Genomic DNA, 17,394 nt, shown 5'->3' on the forward strand with positions numbered 1-17,394 from the left:
GTCGTCCCGGATCGGTCGTCCCGCCTCGGTCACGAGCCTACGTGACCGCACTGACAACGACACCGGCCGGATCCCACGACGCGGAACGCGGCCGCCTCGTAGGGACCTACGACGCGGCCGCGCGGGGTGTGCCGTCAGTGGGCGCCGGTGCCGGTCAGGGACCGGACCTCCAGCTCCGCGTACTTGTCGCTGTCGGGTTCCTCCTTCGACACCAGGGTGCCCACGATGCCGAGCAGGAAGCCGACCGGGATGGAGATGATGCCGGGGTTGTTCATGGGGAACCAGTGGAAGTCGACGTCCGGGAACATCGACGACGCCTTGCCGGAGACCACCGGCGAGAACAGCACGAGGCCGACCGCTGTGATCAGACCGCCGTAGATCGACCACAGGGCGCCCTGGGTGGTGAACCGCTTCCAGAAGAGGCTGTAGATGATCGTGGGGAGGTTGGCGGAGGCGGCGACCGCGAAGGCGAGGGCCACGAGGCCGGCCACGTTGATGTCGCGGGCCAGGGCGCCCAGGACGATGGAGACCGCGCCGATGCCGACCGTGGCCCAGCGCGCGGCGCTCACCTCCTGCTTCTCGCTGGCCTGGCCGCGCTTGATGACGTTGGCGTAGATGTCGTGCGCGAACGACGAGGACGAGGCGAGGGTGAGGCCGGCGACCACCGCGAGGATGGTGGCGAAGGCGACCGCGGAGATGGTGGCGAGCAGGATGGCGCCCCAGGTGGAGTCGACGCCGCCCAGGTGCAGCGCGAGCAGCGGGGCGGCGGTGTTCCCGGCCGGGTTGGAGTCGGTGATCTCCTTCGGGGTGATGAGCGCGGCGGCGCCGAAGCCGAGGGCCAGGGTCATCAGGTAGAAGGAGCCGATCAGGCCGATGGCCCAGATGACCGACTTCCGGGCGGCCTTGGCGGTGGGCACGGTGTAGAAGCGGATCAGGATGTGCGGCAGGCCCGCGGTGCCGAGGACCAGGGCGATGCTCAGGGAGATGAAGTCGAGCTTGGTCATGCCGTCGACGCCGTACTTCAGGCCGGGCTCCAGGAAGGCGGAGCCCTTGCCGCTGTTGTCGGCGGCGGCGCCGAGCAGGTCGGAGACGTTGAAGTCGAACTTCAGCAGCACCAGAAAGGTCAGCAGCAGGGCACCGGTCATCAGCAGTACGGCCTTGACCATCTGCACCCACGTGGTGCCCTTCATGCCGCCGATGGTGACGTAGACGATCATCAGGACGCCGACCAGGGCGACGATGCCGATCTTGCCGCCGTCGCTGGTGATGCCGAGCAGGAGGGACACCAGGACGCCGGCACCGGCCATCTGGGCCAGCAGGTAGAAGATCGAGACGACGATCGTGGAGGCGCCGGCGGCGGTGCGGACCGGGCGCTGCCGCATGCGGTAGGCCAGGACGTCGCCCATGGTGTAGCGACCGGAGTTGCGCAGCGGTTCGGCGACCAGGAGGAGGGCGACCAGCCAGGCGACGAGGAACCCGATGGAGTACAGGAAGCCGTCGTAGCCGGCGAGGGCGATGGCGCCGGCGATGCCGAGGAAGGACGCGGCGGACATGTAGTCGCCGGAGACGGCGAGGCCGTTCTGGAAGCCGGTGAACTGCCGCCCGCCGGCGTAGAAGTCGGCGGCGTCCTTGGTCTGGCGGCCGGCCCAGACGGTGATGACGAGGGTCGCCACGACGAACAGGGCGAACAGGCTGATGATCAGACCTCTGTGTTCGCTGGCCTCGTTGGCGGCCAGGACGGTCTGCTGCGCGATGGTCATGCGGCGCCCTCCATGCGGGACTTGATCGCCTCGGCCTGCGGGTCGAGTTTCGCGGCGGCGTGGCGGGCGTACCACCAGGCGATGAGGAACGTGGTGAGGAACTGGGCGATGCCGAGGACGAGGGCAACGTTGACGTTGCCGACGACCTTGGTGTCCATGAAGCCGCCGGCGTAGATGGACAGCAGGACGTAGAGCAGGTACCAGGCGATGAAGCCGGCGGTCAGCGGGAACGCGAAGGAGCGGTAGGAGCGGCGCAGTTCACCGAACTCCGCGCTCTCCTGCACCGCGACGAACTCCTCGGTGGGCGGGAGTTGGGCTGGGGTCTTCGAGGGGGGCGGTGTCTCGGTGGCCACGGAGTCTCCTCGTGATGCGGGTGGCGGGATGCAGGGGGATCGATCGTGCTCGGGCTCCCTGTTCAACGTCACGGCGCCCCGCATGACGCGGTTCAACTCGTCCGGGTTCTTTCGAAAGTCGTTCTCGTAAGTCATTGCTGGCCAGGGGAGGCGGGAGATAGCTTCGGGCCTGCACTGTTCGTCATGTACCTGCCCGAGCACCACCTGTGTCTCGGGCTGGTTCCGTTTCCGGATGATGTGGAGACCCCATGGCTCATCTGCCTTCCAGACGCCGTCTCGCTCTCGCGGTGCCCGTAGTGCTCTCGCTGACCGCGTCCCTCGGCTTCCTGCCGTCGGCCGCGTCGGCGGCCCCGGTCCAGGCCTCCACCGCACAGGCCGCCGAGGCCGGCACCCTGACGTACGTCGTCAACACGAAGGTGGACCACCGCACCATCAGGTCGGTGAAGAAGGCGATCGGCGCGAACGGCGGCACGGTCGTCGTGGCGTACGACAAGATCGGCGTGATCGTGGTGAACTCGGCGAACCCCGATTTCGGCGCCCAGATACGCAAGGTGCGCGGTGTGCAGTCCGCGGGCGCGACGCGCACGGCTCCGCTGAGCCTCGCGGGGACCACGGACGAGGGCGCGGTGCAGTACCTGTCCGAGGAGGAGGCGGGGAAGGTCTCCGCCGCGTCCACGTCGGCGGGTGAGAGCGAGCCCCTCGAGGCCGACCAGTGGGATCTGCGGGCGATCGGCGCCGACAAGGCCGCCGAGATCAACCCCGGCAGCGACAAGGTGACCGTCGCGGTGATCGACACCGGCGTCGACGACACCCACCCGGACATCGCGCCCAACTTCTCGCCCTCCCAGTCGGCGAACTGCGTGAGCGGCAAGGCGGACACCACCTACGGTGCCTGGCGGCCGGTGGACGCCGACCACTACCACGGCACCCACGTGGCCGGTGAGATCGCCGCGGCCCGCAACGGCATCGGTGTCGCGGGGGTCGCCCCCGGGGTGAAGGTCGCGAGCATCACCGTGGCCCAGCCGGACGAGACGCAGCTGTTCTACCCCGAGAGCGTGGTCTGCGCCTTCGTGTTCGCCGCCGACCACGGCGTGGAGATCACGAACAACAGCTACTACGTCGACCCGTGGCTGTACAACTGCATGGACGACCCGGACCAGAAGGCCATCGTCGACGCGGTCAACAGGGCCCAGCTGTACGCCCAGCGCAAGGGCACGCTCAACGTGGCCTCCGCGGGCAACTCCAACGACGACCTGGACGCGGACGCGCTGGTCGACGACTCCAGCCCCGACGACTCCACGCCGGCGACCCGTACGGTCGACCCGCACGAGTGCTTCGACATCCCGACCCAGCTGCCGGGTGTCGTCACGGTGAGCGCGACGGGCGTGAAGGGCGCCAAGTCGTACTACTCCAGCTACGGCTTCCGCGTCGTCGACGTCGCCGCTCCGGGCGGCGACCGCTTCCAGATCCCGGACACGCCGTCCGGCAACGGCCGCATCCTGTCCACGCTGCCGAACAACGCGTACGGCTATCTGCAGGGCACCTCGATGGCGTCCCCGCACGTGGCCGGCGTGGCGGCGCTGCTGAAGTCCAAGCACCCGTGGGCGACTCCGGCGCAGCTGCAGATGCTGCTCAAGGTGCAGGCGGACAACCCCGGCTGCCCGACGGAGCCGTACGACGGCAACGGCGACGGTGTCGTGGACGCTACCTGCGTGGGCCCCAAGCCGCTCAACGGCTTCTACGGCTGGGGCATCGTGAACGCGCTGCGGGCGGTCAGGTAGTCACCATGGCGCCCATGGCGGGCTGAGGTGACGTGAGGGCCGGGAGGGCGGACGGGACATCCCCGTCCGCCCTCCTTCGCATGTACGCACGCACCTGCGACTGTGCGCACGTTCGTGCGACCCGGGGCAATATATTGATTGAATCAATAATGCATAGTACAGTCATGACTGCACTCGAGTTCGCTTGGTCGGAACTGGGCGGTGATCCCGCCCTCCTCGCGCGCGTGGCGACCGTCGTCCGTGACCGCGCCCTGCCGGCACGACTGCCGGTGCGGGAGCTGGCGCGGGACTGCGTCGGCGCGTGCGCCCTGGCCGCCGCCGAGCTGGGAGCCCTGCGGGCGGGTCTGCCGCAGGTACCCGAGGTGCGGGTGGACGACGGGGCCGTGGCCACCGCGTTCGTCAGCGAGCGCCATCTGCTCGTCGACGGGCGCGCGCCGCAGGTCTTCGCGCCGCTGTCGCGCTTCTGGCGGACCGCCGACGGCTGGGCGCGCACCCACGCCAACTATCCGCACCACCGGGTGCGGCTGCTGCGGGCCCTCGGACTCCCGGCGGCGACGGACGACCCGCTCGTGGTCGAGGCCGCCCTGCGCGAGCGCTCCGCCCTGGAGGTGGAGGAGACCGTCTACGCCGCGGGTGGCCTGGCGGTGGCGCTGCGTACGCCCGACCAGTGGGCCGGCCACGAGCAGGCGGCGGCGCTGTCCGGCCGGCCGCTCGTCGAGCGGGCCCGACTGGACTCCGCCCCCGCGCGCGTGCTCCCGCCCCTCGACGGCACGCCGCTGCTGCCGGCGGCGGGGCTGCGGGTGCTGGACCTGACCCGGGTCATCTCCGGGCCCGTCGCCACGCGGACGCTGGCGCTGCTGGGGGCGGACGTCCTGCGCGTCGATCCGCCGGCCCTGCGCGAACCGGCCGACCAGCACGCAGACACCGGCTTCGGCAAGCGATCGGCCCTCCTGGACCTGCGGACCGACCGGGCCGCCTTCGAGGAACTGCTCGCCTCGGCGGACGTCGTCGTCACGGGATACCGGCCCGGCGCGCTGGACCGTCTGGGTCTGTCCCCCGAGGCGCTGGCCGAGCGCAGACCCGGGCTGGTCGTGGCGCAGGTGTCGGCGTGGGGCGCGTGCGGGCCGTGGGGCGGGCGGCGCGGGTTCGACAGCCTGGTGCAGGCCGCCACGGGCATCGCCGCGATCGAGGGGTCGCCGGAGCGCCCCGGCGTCCTCCCGGCCCAGGCCCTCGACCACGGCACCGGCCACCTCCTCGCGGCCGGCGTCCTGCGTGCCCTGACCGAGCAGGCGCACGAGGGCGGGTCACGGATACTGCGGCTGGCCCTGGCGCGGACCGCCGCATGGCTGACGGGCACGGGACCGGCGGGGGCGGCGGACGCGGCCGACGGGCGGCCCGGCGAGGCGGGGGCCGCCACGGGCGGCGGGGCGGGACGCGTACCGCCGGGTGCCGCGAGCGCGGGAGACGCGGGCGCGACGCTCGGCGAGGGCGGCGGGGCGGGACGCGTACCGCCGGGTGCCGCGAGCGCGGGAGACGCGGGCGCGACGCTCGGCGAGGGCGGCGGGGCGGGGCCCGTACCGCCGGGTGCCGCGGGCGCGGGAGACGCGGCCTGCGTCGCCACGGCGCGCCGGGGGCTCCGTGACGCACCCGACGGTGCGAGGCTCACCTGGCCGGGGGCCGCCGGCGGGAACGCGGGTCCCGGTCCGCGCAACGGCACACGCGGCGGGGCCTGCGGCACCTCGAACCGCGAGGCGCCCCAGGGCGCACACCGCTCGGCGGAGCGCCCCTCGTCCGGCGCGGCGGGCCCGGGCGGCGGGGCGTCCGACGGCACGCGGGTCCGTGTGCGTCACGGCGGCCCCTACGGCGGGCCCGAGCCCTGGCTCGCCGAGGTGGACAGCCGCCTCGGGCGGCTGCGGTACGCGCTGCCGCCCGAGGCGTTCGAGGGAGGGCCGGTCGACTGGGCGCGGCCGCCGGGGCCGTGGGGTGACGACCTGGCGCGCTGGTCCTGAACTCGCCCGGGGCCCCGCTGGACCGGACACCCGCCCGGGTGCGGACGTCCGCCGGCTCAGGGCGTGGCCGTTCGTTCCGGCTGGTACGACGCCGTACGGGCGGGCGGGGCCGCGAGGACGCCCCGGGCGAGCAGGGCCTGCGCGGCGACGTAGGTGAGCATGATCCACAGGTCGGGGCGCGGTGGCTGCGGCCAGTCGGCGACGCCCGTGGCGATGAGCGTGTCGGAGAGCACGAAGAGCGCGCCGCCGGCACCGGCGACCGGGCCCAGCCGTGCTGCCGCCGTCCAGGCCATGGCGGTCAGGAGGGCGCTGTAGCAGACGACGGGGAGGCGGAGGTCCGCCGGCAGGTCCGGGACGAGCAGGACGAGGGTGGCGGTCAGGACGGCGGCGTAGCAGGCGAGCAGGAGCCCGGCACGCGCGCGGTGCGGGCCGGCTCGGGTGAAGAGCACCAGGTAGCAGACATGGCCGGCGGCGAAGCAGCTCATCCCGGCGAGGAAGGCGGCGTCGGCGTCGGACAGGAGCAGGACGTCGCCGCCCCACCCGCACAGCAGGGCGGCGACGAGGAGCCGGGGCGCGCCCCGGCGCGCCGCCCAGGCGGCGAGCAGCGGCATCAGCAGCGGCTTGGCGATCAGATGGCCGGGGCCGAGGCCGGCCGCGAGGGAGCCGAGGTCGGCGACGGCGACGAGGCCGAAGGCGGGCAGCGGGAACCGTGGGGATCTCACGCGGCCACGGTCTCCTCGGCGGCCGGTTCCACGGCGGGCGCGGCCGGCTGCCAGCCCGGACCGCGGAACACCCGCCCGGCGCGCTCGCGCCAGCCGCGCGCCGCCTTGATGTCCCTGGCGATCGCCACGTACTCGTGGGTGGCCACCTTGATCGGGTTGAACGTGTTGATGTTCTTGGTCAACCCGTAGACGGGCCGGTCCACCTCGGGCACGAACGACCGGAACAGCCGGTCCCAGACGATGAGGATGCCGCCGAAGTTGCGGTCCAGGTAGCCGCCCTGCGAGGCGTGGTGCACCCGGTGGTGGGAGGGGGTGTTGAACACGAACTCGAACCAGCGGGGCATCTTGTCGATCCGCTCGGTGTGGATCCAGAACTGGTAGACGAGGTTGGCCGAGGAGCAGAAGGCCAGCGCGGCCGGGTGCACACCGGCCGCGACGAGCGGGACGTAGAACGGCCACACCGTCAGGGACGTCCAGGGCTGGCGCAGCGCGGTGGTGAGGTTGAACTTCTCGCTGGAGTGGTGGACGACGTGGCAGGCCCACAGGATGCGGATGACGTGGTGGCCGCGGTGGGACCAGTAGTAGAAGAAGTCCTGGGCGAGCAGCATCAACGGGACCGTCCACCACAGGACGGGGACGCGCAGCGGGGTGAGTTCGTAGACCGCCGTGTAGATCGCGAGGATGGGGATCTTCCAGAGCAGGTCGAAGACGAGACTGCCGAGCCCCATGGTGACGCTCGTCGCGGCGTCCCTGGCCTCGTACCCGGCCGCCTCCTCGTCGGGATGGATCCGCACGCTGATCATCTCGATCACGGCCAGCAGCACGAAGGCGGGTATCGACCACAGCACGACATCGGGCAGGTTCGGCATGAAGGCACCGTAGAACCGGCGGTCGGCCACGCCTAGACGTTGTTACCGACAAGTATTACCGGGGGTACGCGCTTGCTTGTTGGTGATCTCCGCCAATGGACCGGGCCGCCGGGCCTACGATGCGCGGGGCGAGGTACGGGGAGGCAGCGGGGATGCAGGGACTCGAACTGGTGCTGGCGCGGGTGGCGTCGACAGTGGCGTCGTCCGTCGTGAGGTCGGTGCTCGCGAAAGTCACACCAGGGCGCGGCGCGGGTCTGGTGACGGATCCGGTACGGCCCTCGCCGAAGCCGGCGGGGCCGGAGAAGCTGGCCCAGGTGCTGGGCGGGCGGATCGCAGGCCGGTACGCGGCGCTGCCGGAACACGAGCGGCTGGCAGCCGTGGCCGCGGTCGAGGACTCCTTCACTTCGTCCGGTGCCCTCGACGCGGACCGGCTGTTCTCCGCGGACCTCGACCCCGTACGCCTGTCGGCCGAACTTCGGCGGCCGGTGACCGACTTGGCACCACGCGCCCAGGATCTCTACGCCGAACTCCTGGAGCTGTGCTGCGAACACCTGGTCGACCAGCTGACCGCGCACCCGTCATTCGCGGCGCGGGCGGCCGTGGAGCAGACGCGGCGCACCGGGCGCCTGCTGCGGCAACCCGAGGAGGTGGGGGCGCAAGCGCCCCCCGTGTCAGCCTTCGAGGCCCGGTACGCGGGCTTCATCGCCGGAACGCACCACCGGCTGGAGCTCTTCGGGGTGACACTCGGCGGGCGGCGCCGGGCCGAGTGGCCGCTGGACACGGCGTATCTGAGCCTCTCGGTGAGCGGAGACGAGCGTCACGCCCCGCGCCCTGAACGAATGCCCGAAGGGCAGACTTCCGTGAGGGTGGAGCAGGCCCTGGCGGACTGCCACCGGCTGCTGCTGCGGGGGCCCGCCGGATCGGGGAAGTCGACGCTGCTGCAGTGGCTCGCGCTGAACGCAGCGCGGCGCAGCTTCGGCTCGGAGTTGGCGGATTGGAACCGATGCGTACCGTTCGTGCTGCGGCTGCGTTCCTTTCACGGTCCGGGCGGCCTTCCGCTGCCGGAGGACTTCCTGTCCGCCGCCGGCGTGCCGCTCCGGGCACCGGACGGTTGGGTACAGAAACTCTTGCTCGCCGGCCGGGCGTTGGTGCTGGTGGACGGGGTCGACGAGGTCCCGTCACGCATGCGGGACCGTACCGAGACATGGCTGAAGGCGCTCGTCACGGCCTTCCCCGATGCACGGTACGTGGTCACGACCCGCCCTTCCGCCGTCCCGGAGGACTGGCTGGCGGCCCTGGAGTTCAGCGCGCACACCTTGCTGCCGATGGACCGCGAGGGCATCAGAACCTTCGTGCGGCACTGGCACGACGCGGCGCGGCAGGAGTACGGGGCAGACACCGAGCGGGAGCCGCTGGACCGGTACGAGGCGAGCCTGAGCGAAGCGCTGACCACGCGCCGCGACCTGGGCCGGCTGGCGACGAACCCACTGATGAGCGCACTGCTGTGCGCGCTCAACAGCGACCGGCGCATGCACCTGCCGCGTGCCCGCAAGGAGTTGTACGACGCCGCGCTCGACATGCTGCTGGTCCGGCGGGACAGCGAGCGGGACATCGCCCCGGTGGAGGGCGTGGTGCTGTCCCGGGAGGAGCAGACGGCACTGCTGCAGAGGCTCGCCTACTGGATGATCCGCAACGGACAGGTCGAGGCGGCCCAGGACGAGGTCGTGGCCATGCTCGACGAGTGGCTGGCGGCGATGCCGCAGGTACGCGACCAAGGGAGCGCCGAGCGGATCTTCTCCCACCTGCTGATCCGCAGCGGGCTGCTGCGCGAACCGGTGCCTGGTTACGTCGACTTCGTGCACCGCACCTTCCAGGACTACCTCGGCGCGAAGGCGGCGGTCGAGGACCGGGACTTCGGGATGCTGGTGCGGCACGCCCACGACGACCAGTGGGACGACGTGGTGAGGATGGCCGTCGGGCACTCGCGCATGGCGGAACGCGGGCGGTTGCTGCGGCGGCTGATGCGACGCGCCGACAAGGTCCGACGACACCGGGAGCGGCTGGTGCTGCTGGCGGCGGCGAGCCTGGAGCACGCGGCTGAACTGGAGCCGGAGGTGCGGGAGGAGGTGCAGCGCCGGGCTGCGGAACTTGTGCCACCGCGGTCGGCAGCACAGGCGGATGAACTCGCGAAGGTGGGCGAAGTGGTGGTGGAACTGCTGCCCGGCCCTGAGTGCCTGGACGAGGCCACGGCGGCGGCCGTGGTCCGGACGGCCGCCTTGGTGGGCGGACCGGTGGCGCTCGTACACATCGCACGGTTCCGTCAGGACACGCGGTTCGAGGTCTGCCGTCAGCTCAGTCACGCGTGGCGTCGCTTCGACACCGAGGAGTACGCGGACGCCGTACTGTCCGCCGCGACACTCGGGGAAGCCTTCCTGCACGTCGCCACGCAGGAACAGGCGACCGCGCTCGAACGGCTGCCCCAGATCGAGCAGTTCCACCTCGACGGACCACTCGGTGTCCCCGAGGCGATCGCCGGGCGCACGGGGACCAGGATGCTGTTCCTGAACCGCGACCCTTTCCTCGACGACCTGTCGCCGCTCGCCGGACTGACCAGCCTGCAACTGTTCGGGATCGACGGCTGCCCGAACGTCGTCGACCTCACCCCCGTACGTCAGCTGCCGATCACCCGGCTCCACATCTACGACGCCTCGCCCCGGCTGTCCCTCACTCCGGTCGCCGGGCTGACCGACCTGGAACTGCTCACTCTCGACTACGCCCCCGAGGGACTGCGCAGCGTGGCGGATCTCCCGGCAGGCCCCGGGCTCACGCGCCTGGGGCTCTTCCTCAGGGCGCGGCACGTCCGGCTGGACGGTTTGTCGCGGTGGCGTCGTCTGAACTGGCTCAGCGTCGCGGGACCGGATCACGTGGAACAGTTGGCCCGCCAGGGGGAGGTTCTCGGCATCGCCGAACTGCAGATCGTGTCAGCACACGAGATCCCCGCCGACACCCTGGTGCGCCACCAGGACCTCACGACGCTCACTCTCTATGACTCCGGGTTCGCCCGAGGCACGGCCCCCTTGGGCGACCTGCCGGAGCTGCGCATGCTCAACCTGACGAACTGCTCCGGTCCGGTCGACCTGACGCCCCTGGCCGAGCTGCCGGACCTGGTCGTCCGGTTCACCCCGGGGACGGAGCTGCGCGGCACCGACCGCTTCCCGCCGGAGCGCCTTGTGCAGCTCCGGCACTAGGTCTATCAACCCGTGACGTTCGGAACGCGGCGGCCCGGACTGAGTGCCCGTCAAGCCGCTCGGGGCGGTCCGCCGGGACACCGCACATCGCTGTCAGTCCGGGACCGTATCCTCAGTGACCATGCTCGAAGACCGTACGACCGAAGCGTTCTCCCCCGCTCCGTGGCCGGCCGCGTATCCGCAGGGGTACGCGGTCGTCGACGTGGAGACCACCGGGCTGGCCCGGCACGACCGGATAATCTCCGCGGCCGTGTACCGGCTGGACGCGCGCGGTGAGGTCGAGGACCACTGGTACACGCTGGTCAACCCGGAGCGGGACCCGGGGCCGGTGTGGATCCACGGGCTGACGCGCGAGACGCTGGAGGGGGCGCCGCTGTTCCAGGACGTCGCCGGGGAGTTCGCACGGCGGCTGGCGGACCGGGTGCTGGTCGCGCACAACGCCGTCTTCGACTGGCAGATGATCGCACGGGAGTACGCGCGTGCTCGGTCCGCGGCGCCGGTACGGCAGCGGCTGTGCACGATCGCGCTCGCCAAGGAACTGGGCCTGCCGCTGGCCAACCACAAACTGGAGACCCTGGCCGCCCACTTCGGCGTCGTCCAGCGGCGCGCGCACCACGCGCTCGACGACGCGCGCGTGCTGGCGGAGGCCTTCCGGCCGAGCCTCAGGGCGGCCGCGGCGGGCGGGGTGCGGCTGCCGCTGCACGAGTGCCGGCCGCTGACGGAGTGGCAGGACCACCCCGCGCCGGTCATCGGCCGTCAGCCCGGCGGGCAAGGCGGCTACGGCGGTCACCGGACGGGCGGTTGGCGCCCGTCCCGCAAGAGGCCCGCATGCCCCTACCCCAACCCAGGACGCTACGAAGACGGCAAAAGGCTCAAACAGGGCATGCGGGTCGCCTTCTCGGGTGACACCTCCGTCGAGCGGGAACTGCTGGAGGACCGCGCCACCGAGGCCGGGCTGCATGTCGCGACCAGCCTCTCCCGGCTGACCAGCCTGCTGGTCACCAACGACCCCGACTCGGGCACCTCGAAGGTGGTCAAGGCCCGGCAGTACGGGACTCCGGTCGTCGACGAGGCCGCGTTCGGGCAGTTGCTGCGGGATGTCGAACCCGCGGACGAGTGACCCGTCCCTCCGGGTGATTGACGCGCGACTCGCCCGGCGCCCGCTCGCCCGTCCCGCGCCGACGGCCCACCCTGTGGCGCATGGCGAGATGCGAAGTTTGCGGCAATGACTACGGCATGACCTTCGAGGTGCACGCGCAGGGCGCGGTGCACGTCTTCGACTGCTTCTCCTGCGCGATCCACCGCATGGCCCCCATCTGCGAGCACTGCCGGGTACAGATCATCGGGCAGGGCGTCGAGGTCGAGGGTCACTTCTACTGCGGCGCCCACTGCGCGCGGGCGGAGGGGAAGGCGGGGATCGTCGACCGGGCCTGACCTCCCACCCGCCCCTCGGCACCCCACGACGGGGAGGTACCGTCGTGGGGTGTACCGCTTCCTGTTGTCCCGGCAGTGGGTGATCCTCACGCTGATCGCCCTCCTCCTCATCCCCACGATGATCAGGCTGGGCTTCTGGCAGATGCACCGCTACGAGCAGCGCACCGCCCGCAACCAGCTCGTCGCCGACGCCCTCGCCACCGATCCGGTGCCCGTGGAGTCGCTGACGTCCCCGGGGCACACCGTCACCACCGGCGAGCGGTACCGCAGGGTGACGGCACGGGGGCACTTCGACACCGGCCACGAGGTCGTCGTCCGGCGGCGCGTCAACGCCGACGAGACGGTCGGCTTCCACGTGCTGACCCCGTTCGTCCTGACGGACGGCAAGGTGGTGCTCGTCAACCGCGGCTGGATCCCCGCCGCCCGGAGCCAGACGGACTACCCGAAGGTCCCCGCCCCGCCGAGCGGCGAGCTCACCCTCACCGGGCGGCTGATGCCCGACGAGACGACCGAGGCGAGCGGCATCAAGGACCTCCGGGGCCTGCCGGACCGGCAGGTCATGCTGATCGACAGCGAGCGGGAGGCCCGCCGTCTCGGCGTCGAGGTGCTCGGCGGCTACGTCGTGCAGACCGCGCCCCGGCCCGCCGACGGCACGCCGGAGCTGATCGGCAAGCCCGGCAACGAGAACGCCGCGCTGAACTACGCGTACGCCGTCCAGTGGTGGCTGTTCGCCGTCGGCGTCCCCGTCGGCTGGGTGATCCTCGCCCGCCGTGAGGCCCGCGAGCGTGCGCAGCAGGCCTCGGAGGCGGCCGAGGAGACGGCACCCGCTCCGGTGTGAGGGCCCGCCCCGCGGGCGGGGGCCGGTCCCCCGCCCGGCACGTCCGCCCCACCCCAGGAACAGCAGGGGCGGGGCGGACGTGCCGGTGTCCGGTCGGGACGGGCACGTCCGCGGCGCGGTCGGTCAGCAGCAGCGGGCCGGGGCGTCCGCCTCGCGTCGCGCGTGGCGCATGCGCTCGTACGCGCGGCGGGTCGGCACCGGGGCGAGCGGGTGGTGGCTGCGGTGCCGTGCGCAGTAGCGGTCGTACTCCGCCTCTCCGGTCAGCTCCCGCGCGTACCAGGCCAACCCCGCCAGCACCTTCCTGGCCGCCGCCCTCATGATCCCGCCCCCACCAGGGTGTCGTCGTCGCGGCGCTCGGGTACGCCGATGCGGGACTCGACGTGCGGCGCCTCGGTCGTCGGCACGGGCCCGCCGGTCCGGACGGCGCGGACGCAGACCACGGCGCAGTTCACCAGGACGACGAGGACCAGCAGGAGGAAGACGGCCATGAGTACGCCGTCGACCGTGTTGTTGACCACGATCCTGTGCATGTCGTCCATGTTCTTGGCGCCGGGCAGGAGCTCGCCGGCGTCGGCGGCCCGGGCGTACTTGTCGCGCAGGGCGAAGAAGCCGATCTTCGGATCGCCGGAGAAGATCTTCTGCCAGCCGGCCGTGAAGGTGACCGCCACGTCCCAGGCCAGCGGGACGCCGGTGACCCAGGCCCAGCGCAGCCTGCCGTGCTTGACCAGCAGGGTGGTGGTGACGGCCAGGGCGACCGCGGCGAGCAGCTGGTTGGCGATGCCGAACAGCGGGAACAGCTGCCTGATGCCGCCGAGCGGGTCGGTGACGCCGGCGTACAGGAAGTAGCCCCAGGCGCCGACGACCAGGGCGCTGGTGATCCAGATGCCCGGCTTCCAGGTGACCCGGCCGATCGGCTTCCAGACGTTGCCCAGCATGTCCTGGAGCATGAAGCGGCCGACGCGGGTGCCGGCGTCCACCGTGGTGAGGATGAACAGCGCCTCGAACATGATGGCGAAGTGGTACCAGAACGCCTTCATCCCGGAACCGCCGAGCACCCCGGCGAAGATCTCCGACATGCCGACGGCCAGGGTGGGAGCGCCACCGGAGCGGCCGACCAGGGTCTTCTCCTCGACGGCCGCCGCCGCGGCGGTGAGCTGGTCGGGGGTGATGGCGAAGCCGATGCCGCGGACCGCCTCGGAGGCGCTCTGCGCGGTCGGGCCGAGCAGCGCGGCCGGGGAGTTCATCGCGTAGAACAGGCCGGGTTCGAGGACGCAGGCGGCGATCAGGGCCATGACGGCGACGAAGGACTCCGTGAGCATGGAGCCGTAGCCGATCAGCCGGACCTGGGACTCCTTCTGGATGAGCTTCGGCGTCGTGCCGGAGGAGACCAGCGCGTGGAATCCGGACAGGGCGCCGCAGGCGATGGTGATGAACAGGAAGGGGAACAGCGACCCGGCGAACACCGGGCCGTCGCCGGTCGAGGCGAACGCGGTCACCGGCTCGGCCTTGAGGTTCGGCGCGGCGACCAGCACACCGACGGCCATCAGGGCGATGGTGCCGACCTTCATGAAGGTCGACAGATAGTCCCGCGGGGCCAGCAGCATCCACACCGGGAGCACGGAGGCGACGAAGCCGTAGCCGATCAGGCAGAAGACCAGGGTCTCGGGGCTCCAGACGAAGTACTCCGCGAGGGAGGAGTCCTGGATCCAGCCGCCGCCGAGGATGGCGGCCAGGAGCAGCGCCACGCCGATGACGCTGGTCTCCACGACCCGGCCCGGCCGCAGCCGACGCAGGTAGACGCCCATGAAGAGGGCGATGGGGATGGTCATGGCGACCGAGAAGGTGCCCCACGCGGACTCGGCGAGGGCGTTGACGACGACCATCGCCAGCACCGCGAGCAGGATGATCATGATGGCGAAGACGCCGATCAGCGCAGCGGCACCGCCCACTGGGCCGATCTCGTCCCGGGCCATCTGACCGAGGCTCTTGCCGTCCCGGCGCATGGAGAGGAACAGGACGATCATGTCCTGCACCGCGCCGGCGAAGATCACCCCGGCGACGATCCAGATGGTGCCGGGGAGATAGCCCATCTGCGCGGCGAGCACCGGCCCGACCAGCGGACCCGCGCCGGCGATCGCCGCGAAGTGATGGCCGAACAACACCCGCTTGTCGGTCGGGTGGTAGTCGACGCCGTCCTCCAGCCGCTCGGCCGGAGTGGCCCGGGTGTCGTCGACCCGCAGGACCCGGCGGGCGATGAACCGCGCGTAGAAGCGGTAGGCGATCGCATAGGACCCGAGGGCGGCCACGACCAGCCAGACGGCCGAGATCTCCTCGCCCCGGGACAGCGCGAGCACAGCCCAGCCGAGGGCACCGGCGAGGGCGACGGCGCTCCAGACCACGACAGACTTCAGGGACATTCGGGATGCTTCCGGCGCCTCGCGGCCGGATTCGGGCATGGCTGACACGGGCATGGCGGCTCCTGACCTGGGCGGATGTGCGCAGCGGGGGAAGCGGAAGGGGACGTGCGGCCGTAGCGGGGTCCCCGTCCCCGCCGGTCTGTGCAAGAGTTGCGCACCCGTCGGAGACGGTTGACAGCGAATTTCCAGAAGATTTCCGGCCGGTTCCGTGTCAACCGAACCGGCCGTCCGCGCAACTCTCGCGCGAGGGCAGCACACACCAAGGACGGTGACCCATGGCCGATGCCGCCATGACCACGACTTTCCTCGCCGTGATCGGCGGGGCGTCGCTGCTCGCCGTCACCGCCCGCCGTCTGCGCCCGACCGACCGGCTGCCCTCGCTGGAGGGCTGGGCGCTGGCCGACCGGAGCCTCGGCCCGGTGTGGACGTGGCTGCTGCTGGGCGGCACCGTCTTCACCGCGTACACCTTCACCGCCGTGCCGGGACTGGCGTACGGCAACGGCGCGCCCGCGTTCTTCGCGGTGCCGTACACGGTGGTCGTCTGCCCGCTCGCCTTCGTCCTGCTGAGCCGGCTGTGGTCGGTGGCCCGCCGGCACGGGTACGTCACCGTGGCCGACTTCGTGCGCGGACGCTACGGCTCGGCGCCGCTGGCCCTGGTGGTGGCGCTGACCGGCATCCTGGCGACGATGCCGTACCTGGCGCTGCAACTGCTGGGCATCCGCGCCGTGCTGACCGCGGGGGGTGTCTATCCGCGGGGCGCGGCCGGTGACCTGGTGATGGTGGCGCTGTTCGCGGGGCTCGCCGTCGCCACCTACCGGCACGGGCTGCGGGCACCCACCGTCATCTCCGCGCTGAAGGCGGTGGCCGTGTTCGTCTCGCTCACCGCCGTGTGCTGGCTGGTGCTCCGGCGCCTCGGCGGCCCCGGGGCGGTCTTCGAGGGGGCCGCCCGGCGGCTCGGCGGCACCGGCGTGTCCGACTCGGCGCTGCTGCTCACGCCCGAGCAGCAGCCCGCGTACGCCACGCTCGCCCTGGGCTCGGCGCTGGCGCTGCTGATGTACCCGCACGTGCTGACCGCCTCCTTCGCGGCCGACAGCGAGCGCACCGTGCGCAAGGCCGCCGTGGCGCTGCCCGCCTGGACCGGGCTGCTCGCGCTCTTCGGCTTCCTCGGCGTGGCGGCGCTCGCGGCCGGTGTCCGGGCACCCGAGGGCGGCGCCGAGGCGGCCGTGCCGATGCTGGTCGACCGGCTGATGCCGGGGCCGCTGGCCGGGCTGGTGTTCGGTGCGATCGTCGTGGGGGCGCTGGTGCCGGCCGCCGTGATGTCGATCGCGGCCGCGACCTGCTTCGTGCGGAACGTGTACGTCGAGTACATCCACCCGACGGCCACCCCGAAGCGCCAGGTGCGGATCGCCAAGGCCGTGTCGCTGACGGCGAAGGTGGGCGCGGTGGCGTTCGTGTTCGGGCTGCGCGACCAGGACGCCGTCAACCTGCAGTTCCTCGGCGGCGTGTGGATCCTGCAGATCTTCCCCGCGGTGGCGGTGGGCCTGTTCACCCGCCGTCTGCACCCGCGGGCGCTGCTCGCCGGATGGGCCGTGGGCATGGCGGCGGGGACGGTCATGGTGGTGCGGGAGGGGTTCTCCTCGGTCGTGCCGTTCGGTCCCGCCGACCGGCCGCTGGAGATCTACGCCGGTCTCGCCGCCCTGCTGCTCAATCTGCTCGTCGCGGTCGCCGCCACCGCGGTCCTGGACCGCCTCGGTGTCCCGCGCGGCACCGACGCCACCGGCCTGCCGTCCCGCCTGAGGGTCAGGCGGCGCCCCGAGACGGGAGCGAACCACCCGTGAGACGCAGACAGAACTCCCCGGCCGTGCTGCCGACGGTGCCCCGGCCCGCGGCCGAGCCCCTCGCCCCCGGGCCGGGCGATCCCGACGAGCTGGAGCGGGAGGGGGGGGTCGGGGGCTTCTTCGAG

At 72.0% G+C, this 17,394-nt stretch carries 12 protein-coding genes and 1 pseudogene; 7 read left to right on the forward strand and 6 right to left on the reverse strand.

Annotation, left to right across the window (positions count from 1 at the left end; translation table 11 throughout):
- Positions 1-134: 134 nt before the first annotated feature.
- Both AC3ET3_RS33440 and AC3ET3_RS33445 read right to left on the reverse strand, forming a co-directional pair.
- Positions 135-1,760, reverse strand: a complete 1,626-nt coding sequence (locus tag AC3ET3_RS33440; RefSeq protein ID WP_432138219.1) for a solute symporter family protein — start codon at positions 1,758-1,760, stop codon at positions 135-137.
- Complete coding sequence (locus AC3ET3_RS33445; RefSeq protein ID WP_432138220.1) at positions 1,757-2,113, reverse strand: DUF485 domain-containing protein; 357 nt, start codon at positions 2,111-2,113, stop codon at positions 1,757-1,759. Before AC3ET3_RS33445 ends, AC3ET3_RS33440 begins: the two co-directional genes overlap by 4 nt.
- 248 nt (positions 2,114-2,361) lie before the next feature.
- Here AC3ET3_RS33445 and AC3ET3_RS33450 point away from each other — a divergent pair, with 248 nt between their 5' ends.
- Positions 2,362-3,894 (forward strand): S8 family peptidase, encoded by a 1,533-nt coding sequence (locus AC3ET3_RS33450; protein ID WP_432138221.1) that lies wholly within the window; start codon positions 2,362-2,364, stop codon positions 3,892-3,894.
- A 164-nt stretch (positions 3,895-4,058) separates the two neighbouring features.
- Positions 4,059-5,318 (forward strand): annotated as a pseudogene (locus AC3ET3_RS33455) (CoA transferase); the annotation flags it as partial.
- 641 nt (positions 5,319-5,959) lie between these two features.
- Here the strand turns inward: AC3ET3_RS33455 and AC3ET3_RS33460 are convergent.
- Together AC3ET3_RS33460 and AC3ET3_RS33465 are read right to left on the reverse strand one after the other, a co-directional pair.
- Positions 5,960-6,625 (reverse strand): lysoplasmalogenase, encoded by a 666-nt coding sequence (locus tag AC3ET3_RS33460; RefSeq protein ID WP_435613498.1) that lies wholly within the window; start codon positions 6,623-6,625, stop codon positions 5,960-5,962.
- Positions 6,622-7,494: a sterol desaturase family protein gene (locus AC3ET3_RS33465; RefSeq protein WP_435613499.1), complete on the reverse strand. Its 873-nt coding sequence runs from the start codon at positions 7,492-7,494 to the stop codon at positions 6,622-6,624. Before AC3ET3_RS33465 ends, AC3ET3_RS33460 begins: the two co-directional genes overlap by 4 nt.
- Before the next feature lie 152 nt (positions 7,495-7,646).
- On the opposite strand from AC3ET3_RS33465, the gene AC3ET3_RS33470 reads away from it, so the two are divergent.
- The 4 genes from AC3ET3_RS33470 to AC3ET3_RS33485 all read left to right on the forward strand — a co-directional run bounded on the left by AC3ET3_RS33470 (position 7,647) and on the right by AC3ET3_RS33485 (position 13,014).
- Positions 7,647-10,742 carry an NACHT domain-containing protein gene (locus tag AC3ET3_RS33470; RefSeq protein ID WP_432138224.1) on the forward strand — a complete coding sequence of 1,032 codons (3,096 nt, stop codon included), beginning with the start codon at positions 7,647-7,649 and terminating at the stop codon, positions 10,740-10,742.
- A 121-nt stretch (positions 10,743-10,863) separates the two neighbouring features.
- A complete protein-coding gene (locus tag AC3ET3_RS33475) occupies positions 10,864-11,862 on the forward strand; it encodes a DEDDh family exonuclease (protein ID WP_432157640.1) in 999 nt (332 codons plus the stop codon).
- Positions 11,863-11,942: 80 nt separating this feature from the next.
- Positions 11,943-12,176: a hypothetical protein gene (locus AC3ET3_RS33480; protein WP_432138226.1), complete on the forward strand. Its 234-nt coding sequence runs from the start codon at positions 11,943-11,945 to the stop codon at positions 12,174-12,176.
- A 49-nt stretch (positions 12,177-12,225) separates the two neighbouring features.
- The gene (locus AC3ET3_RS33485; protein ID WP_435613500.1) at positions 12,226-13,014 is read left to right on the forward strand and encodes an SURF1 family cytochrome oxidase biogenesis protein; all 789 of its coding nucleotides are present in this window, start codon (positions 12,226-12,228) and stop codon (positions 13,012-13,014) included.
- Positions 13,015-13,137: 123 nt separating this feature from the next.
- Here the strand turns inward: AC3ET3_RS33485 and AC3ET3_RS33490 are convergent, their stop codons facing one another.
- Positions 13,138-13,332 carry a CstA-like transporter-associated (seleno)protein gene (locus AC3ET3_RS33490; protein WP_432157632.1) on the reverse strand — a complete coding sequence of 65 codons (195 nt, stop codon included), beginning with the start codon at positions 13,330-13,332 and terminating at the stop codon, positions 13,138-13,140.
- Positions 13,329-15,485, reverse strand: a complete 2,157-nt coding sequence (locus AC3ET3_RS33495) for a carbon starvation CstA family protein (RefSeq protein ID WP_432138229.1) — start codon at positions 15,483-15,485, stop codon at positions 13,329-13,331. Before AC3ET3_RS33495 ends, AC3ET3_RS33490 begins: the two co-directional genes overlap by 4 nt.
- 221 nt (positions 15,486-15,706) lie before the next feature.
- On the opposite strand from AC3ET3_RS33495, the gene AC3ET3_RS33500 reads away from it, so the two are divergent.
- The gene (locus AC3ET3_RS33500; protein WP_432157631.1) at positions 15,707-17,269 is read left to right on the forward strand and encodes a sodium:solute symporter family protein; all 1,563 of its coding nucleotides are present in this window, start codon (positions 15,707-15,709) and stop codon (positions 17,267-17,269) included.
- Positions 17,270-17,394 lie beyond the last annotated feature (125 nt).

This window comes from Streptomyces sp. bgisy159 (assembly GCF_057707805.1).

Coding starts and splice junctions, on each gene's coding strand:
- AC3ET3_RS33440 (WP_432138219.1), bottom strand. CDS start 1,760: ATGACCATCGCGCAGCAGACCGTCCTGGCCGCCAACGAGGCCAGCGAA.
- AC3ET3_RS33450 (WP_432138221.1), top strand. CDS start 2,362: ATGGCTCATCTGCCTTCCAGACGCCGTCTCGCTCTCGCGGTGCCCGTA.
- AC3ET3_RS33465 (WP_435613499.1), bottom strand. CDS start 7,494: ATGCCGAACCTGCCCGATGTCGTGCTGTGGTCGATACCCGCCTTCGTG.
- AC3ET3_RS33470 (WP_432138224.1), top strand. CDS start 7,647: ATGCAGGGACTCGAACTGGTGCTGGCGCGGGTGGCGTCGACAGTGGCG.
- AC3ET3_RS33475 (WP_432157640.1), top strand. CDS start 10,864: ATGCTCGAAGACCGTACGACCGAAGCGTTCTCCCCCGCTCCGTGGCCG.
- AC3ET3_RS33480 (WP_432138226.1), top strand. CDS start 11,943: ATGGCGAGATGCGAAGTTTGCGGCAATGACTACGGCATGACCTTCGAG.
- AC3ET3_RS33490 (WP_432157632.1), bottom strand. CDS start 13,332: ATGAGGGCGGCGGCCAGGAAGGTGCTGGCGGGGTTGGCCTGGTACGCG.
- AC3ET3_RS33495 (WP_432138229.1), bottom strand. CDS start 15,485: ATGCCCGTGTCAGCCATGCCCGAATCCGGCCGCGAGGCGCCGGAAGCA.
- AC3ET3_RS33500 (WP_432157631.1), top strand. CDS start 15,707: ATGGCCGATGCCGCCATGACCACGACTTTCCTCGCCGTGATCGGCGGG.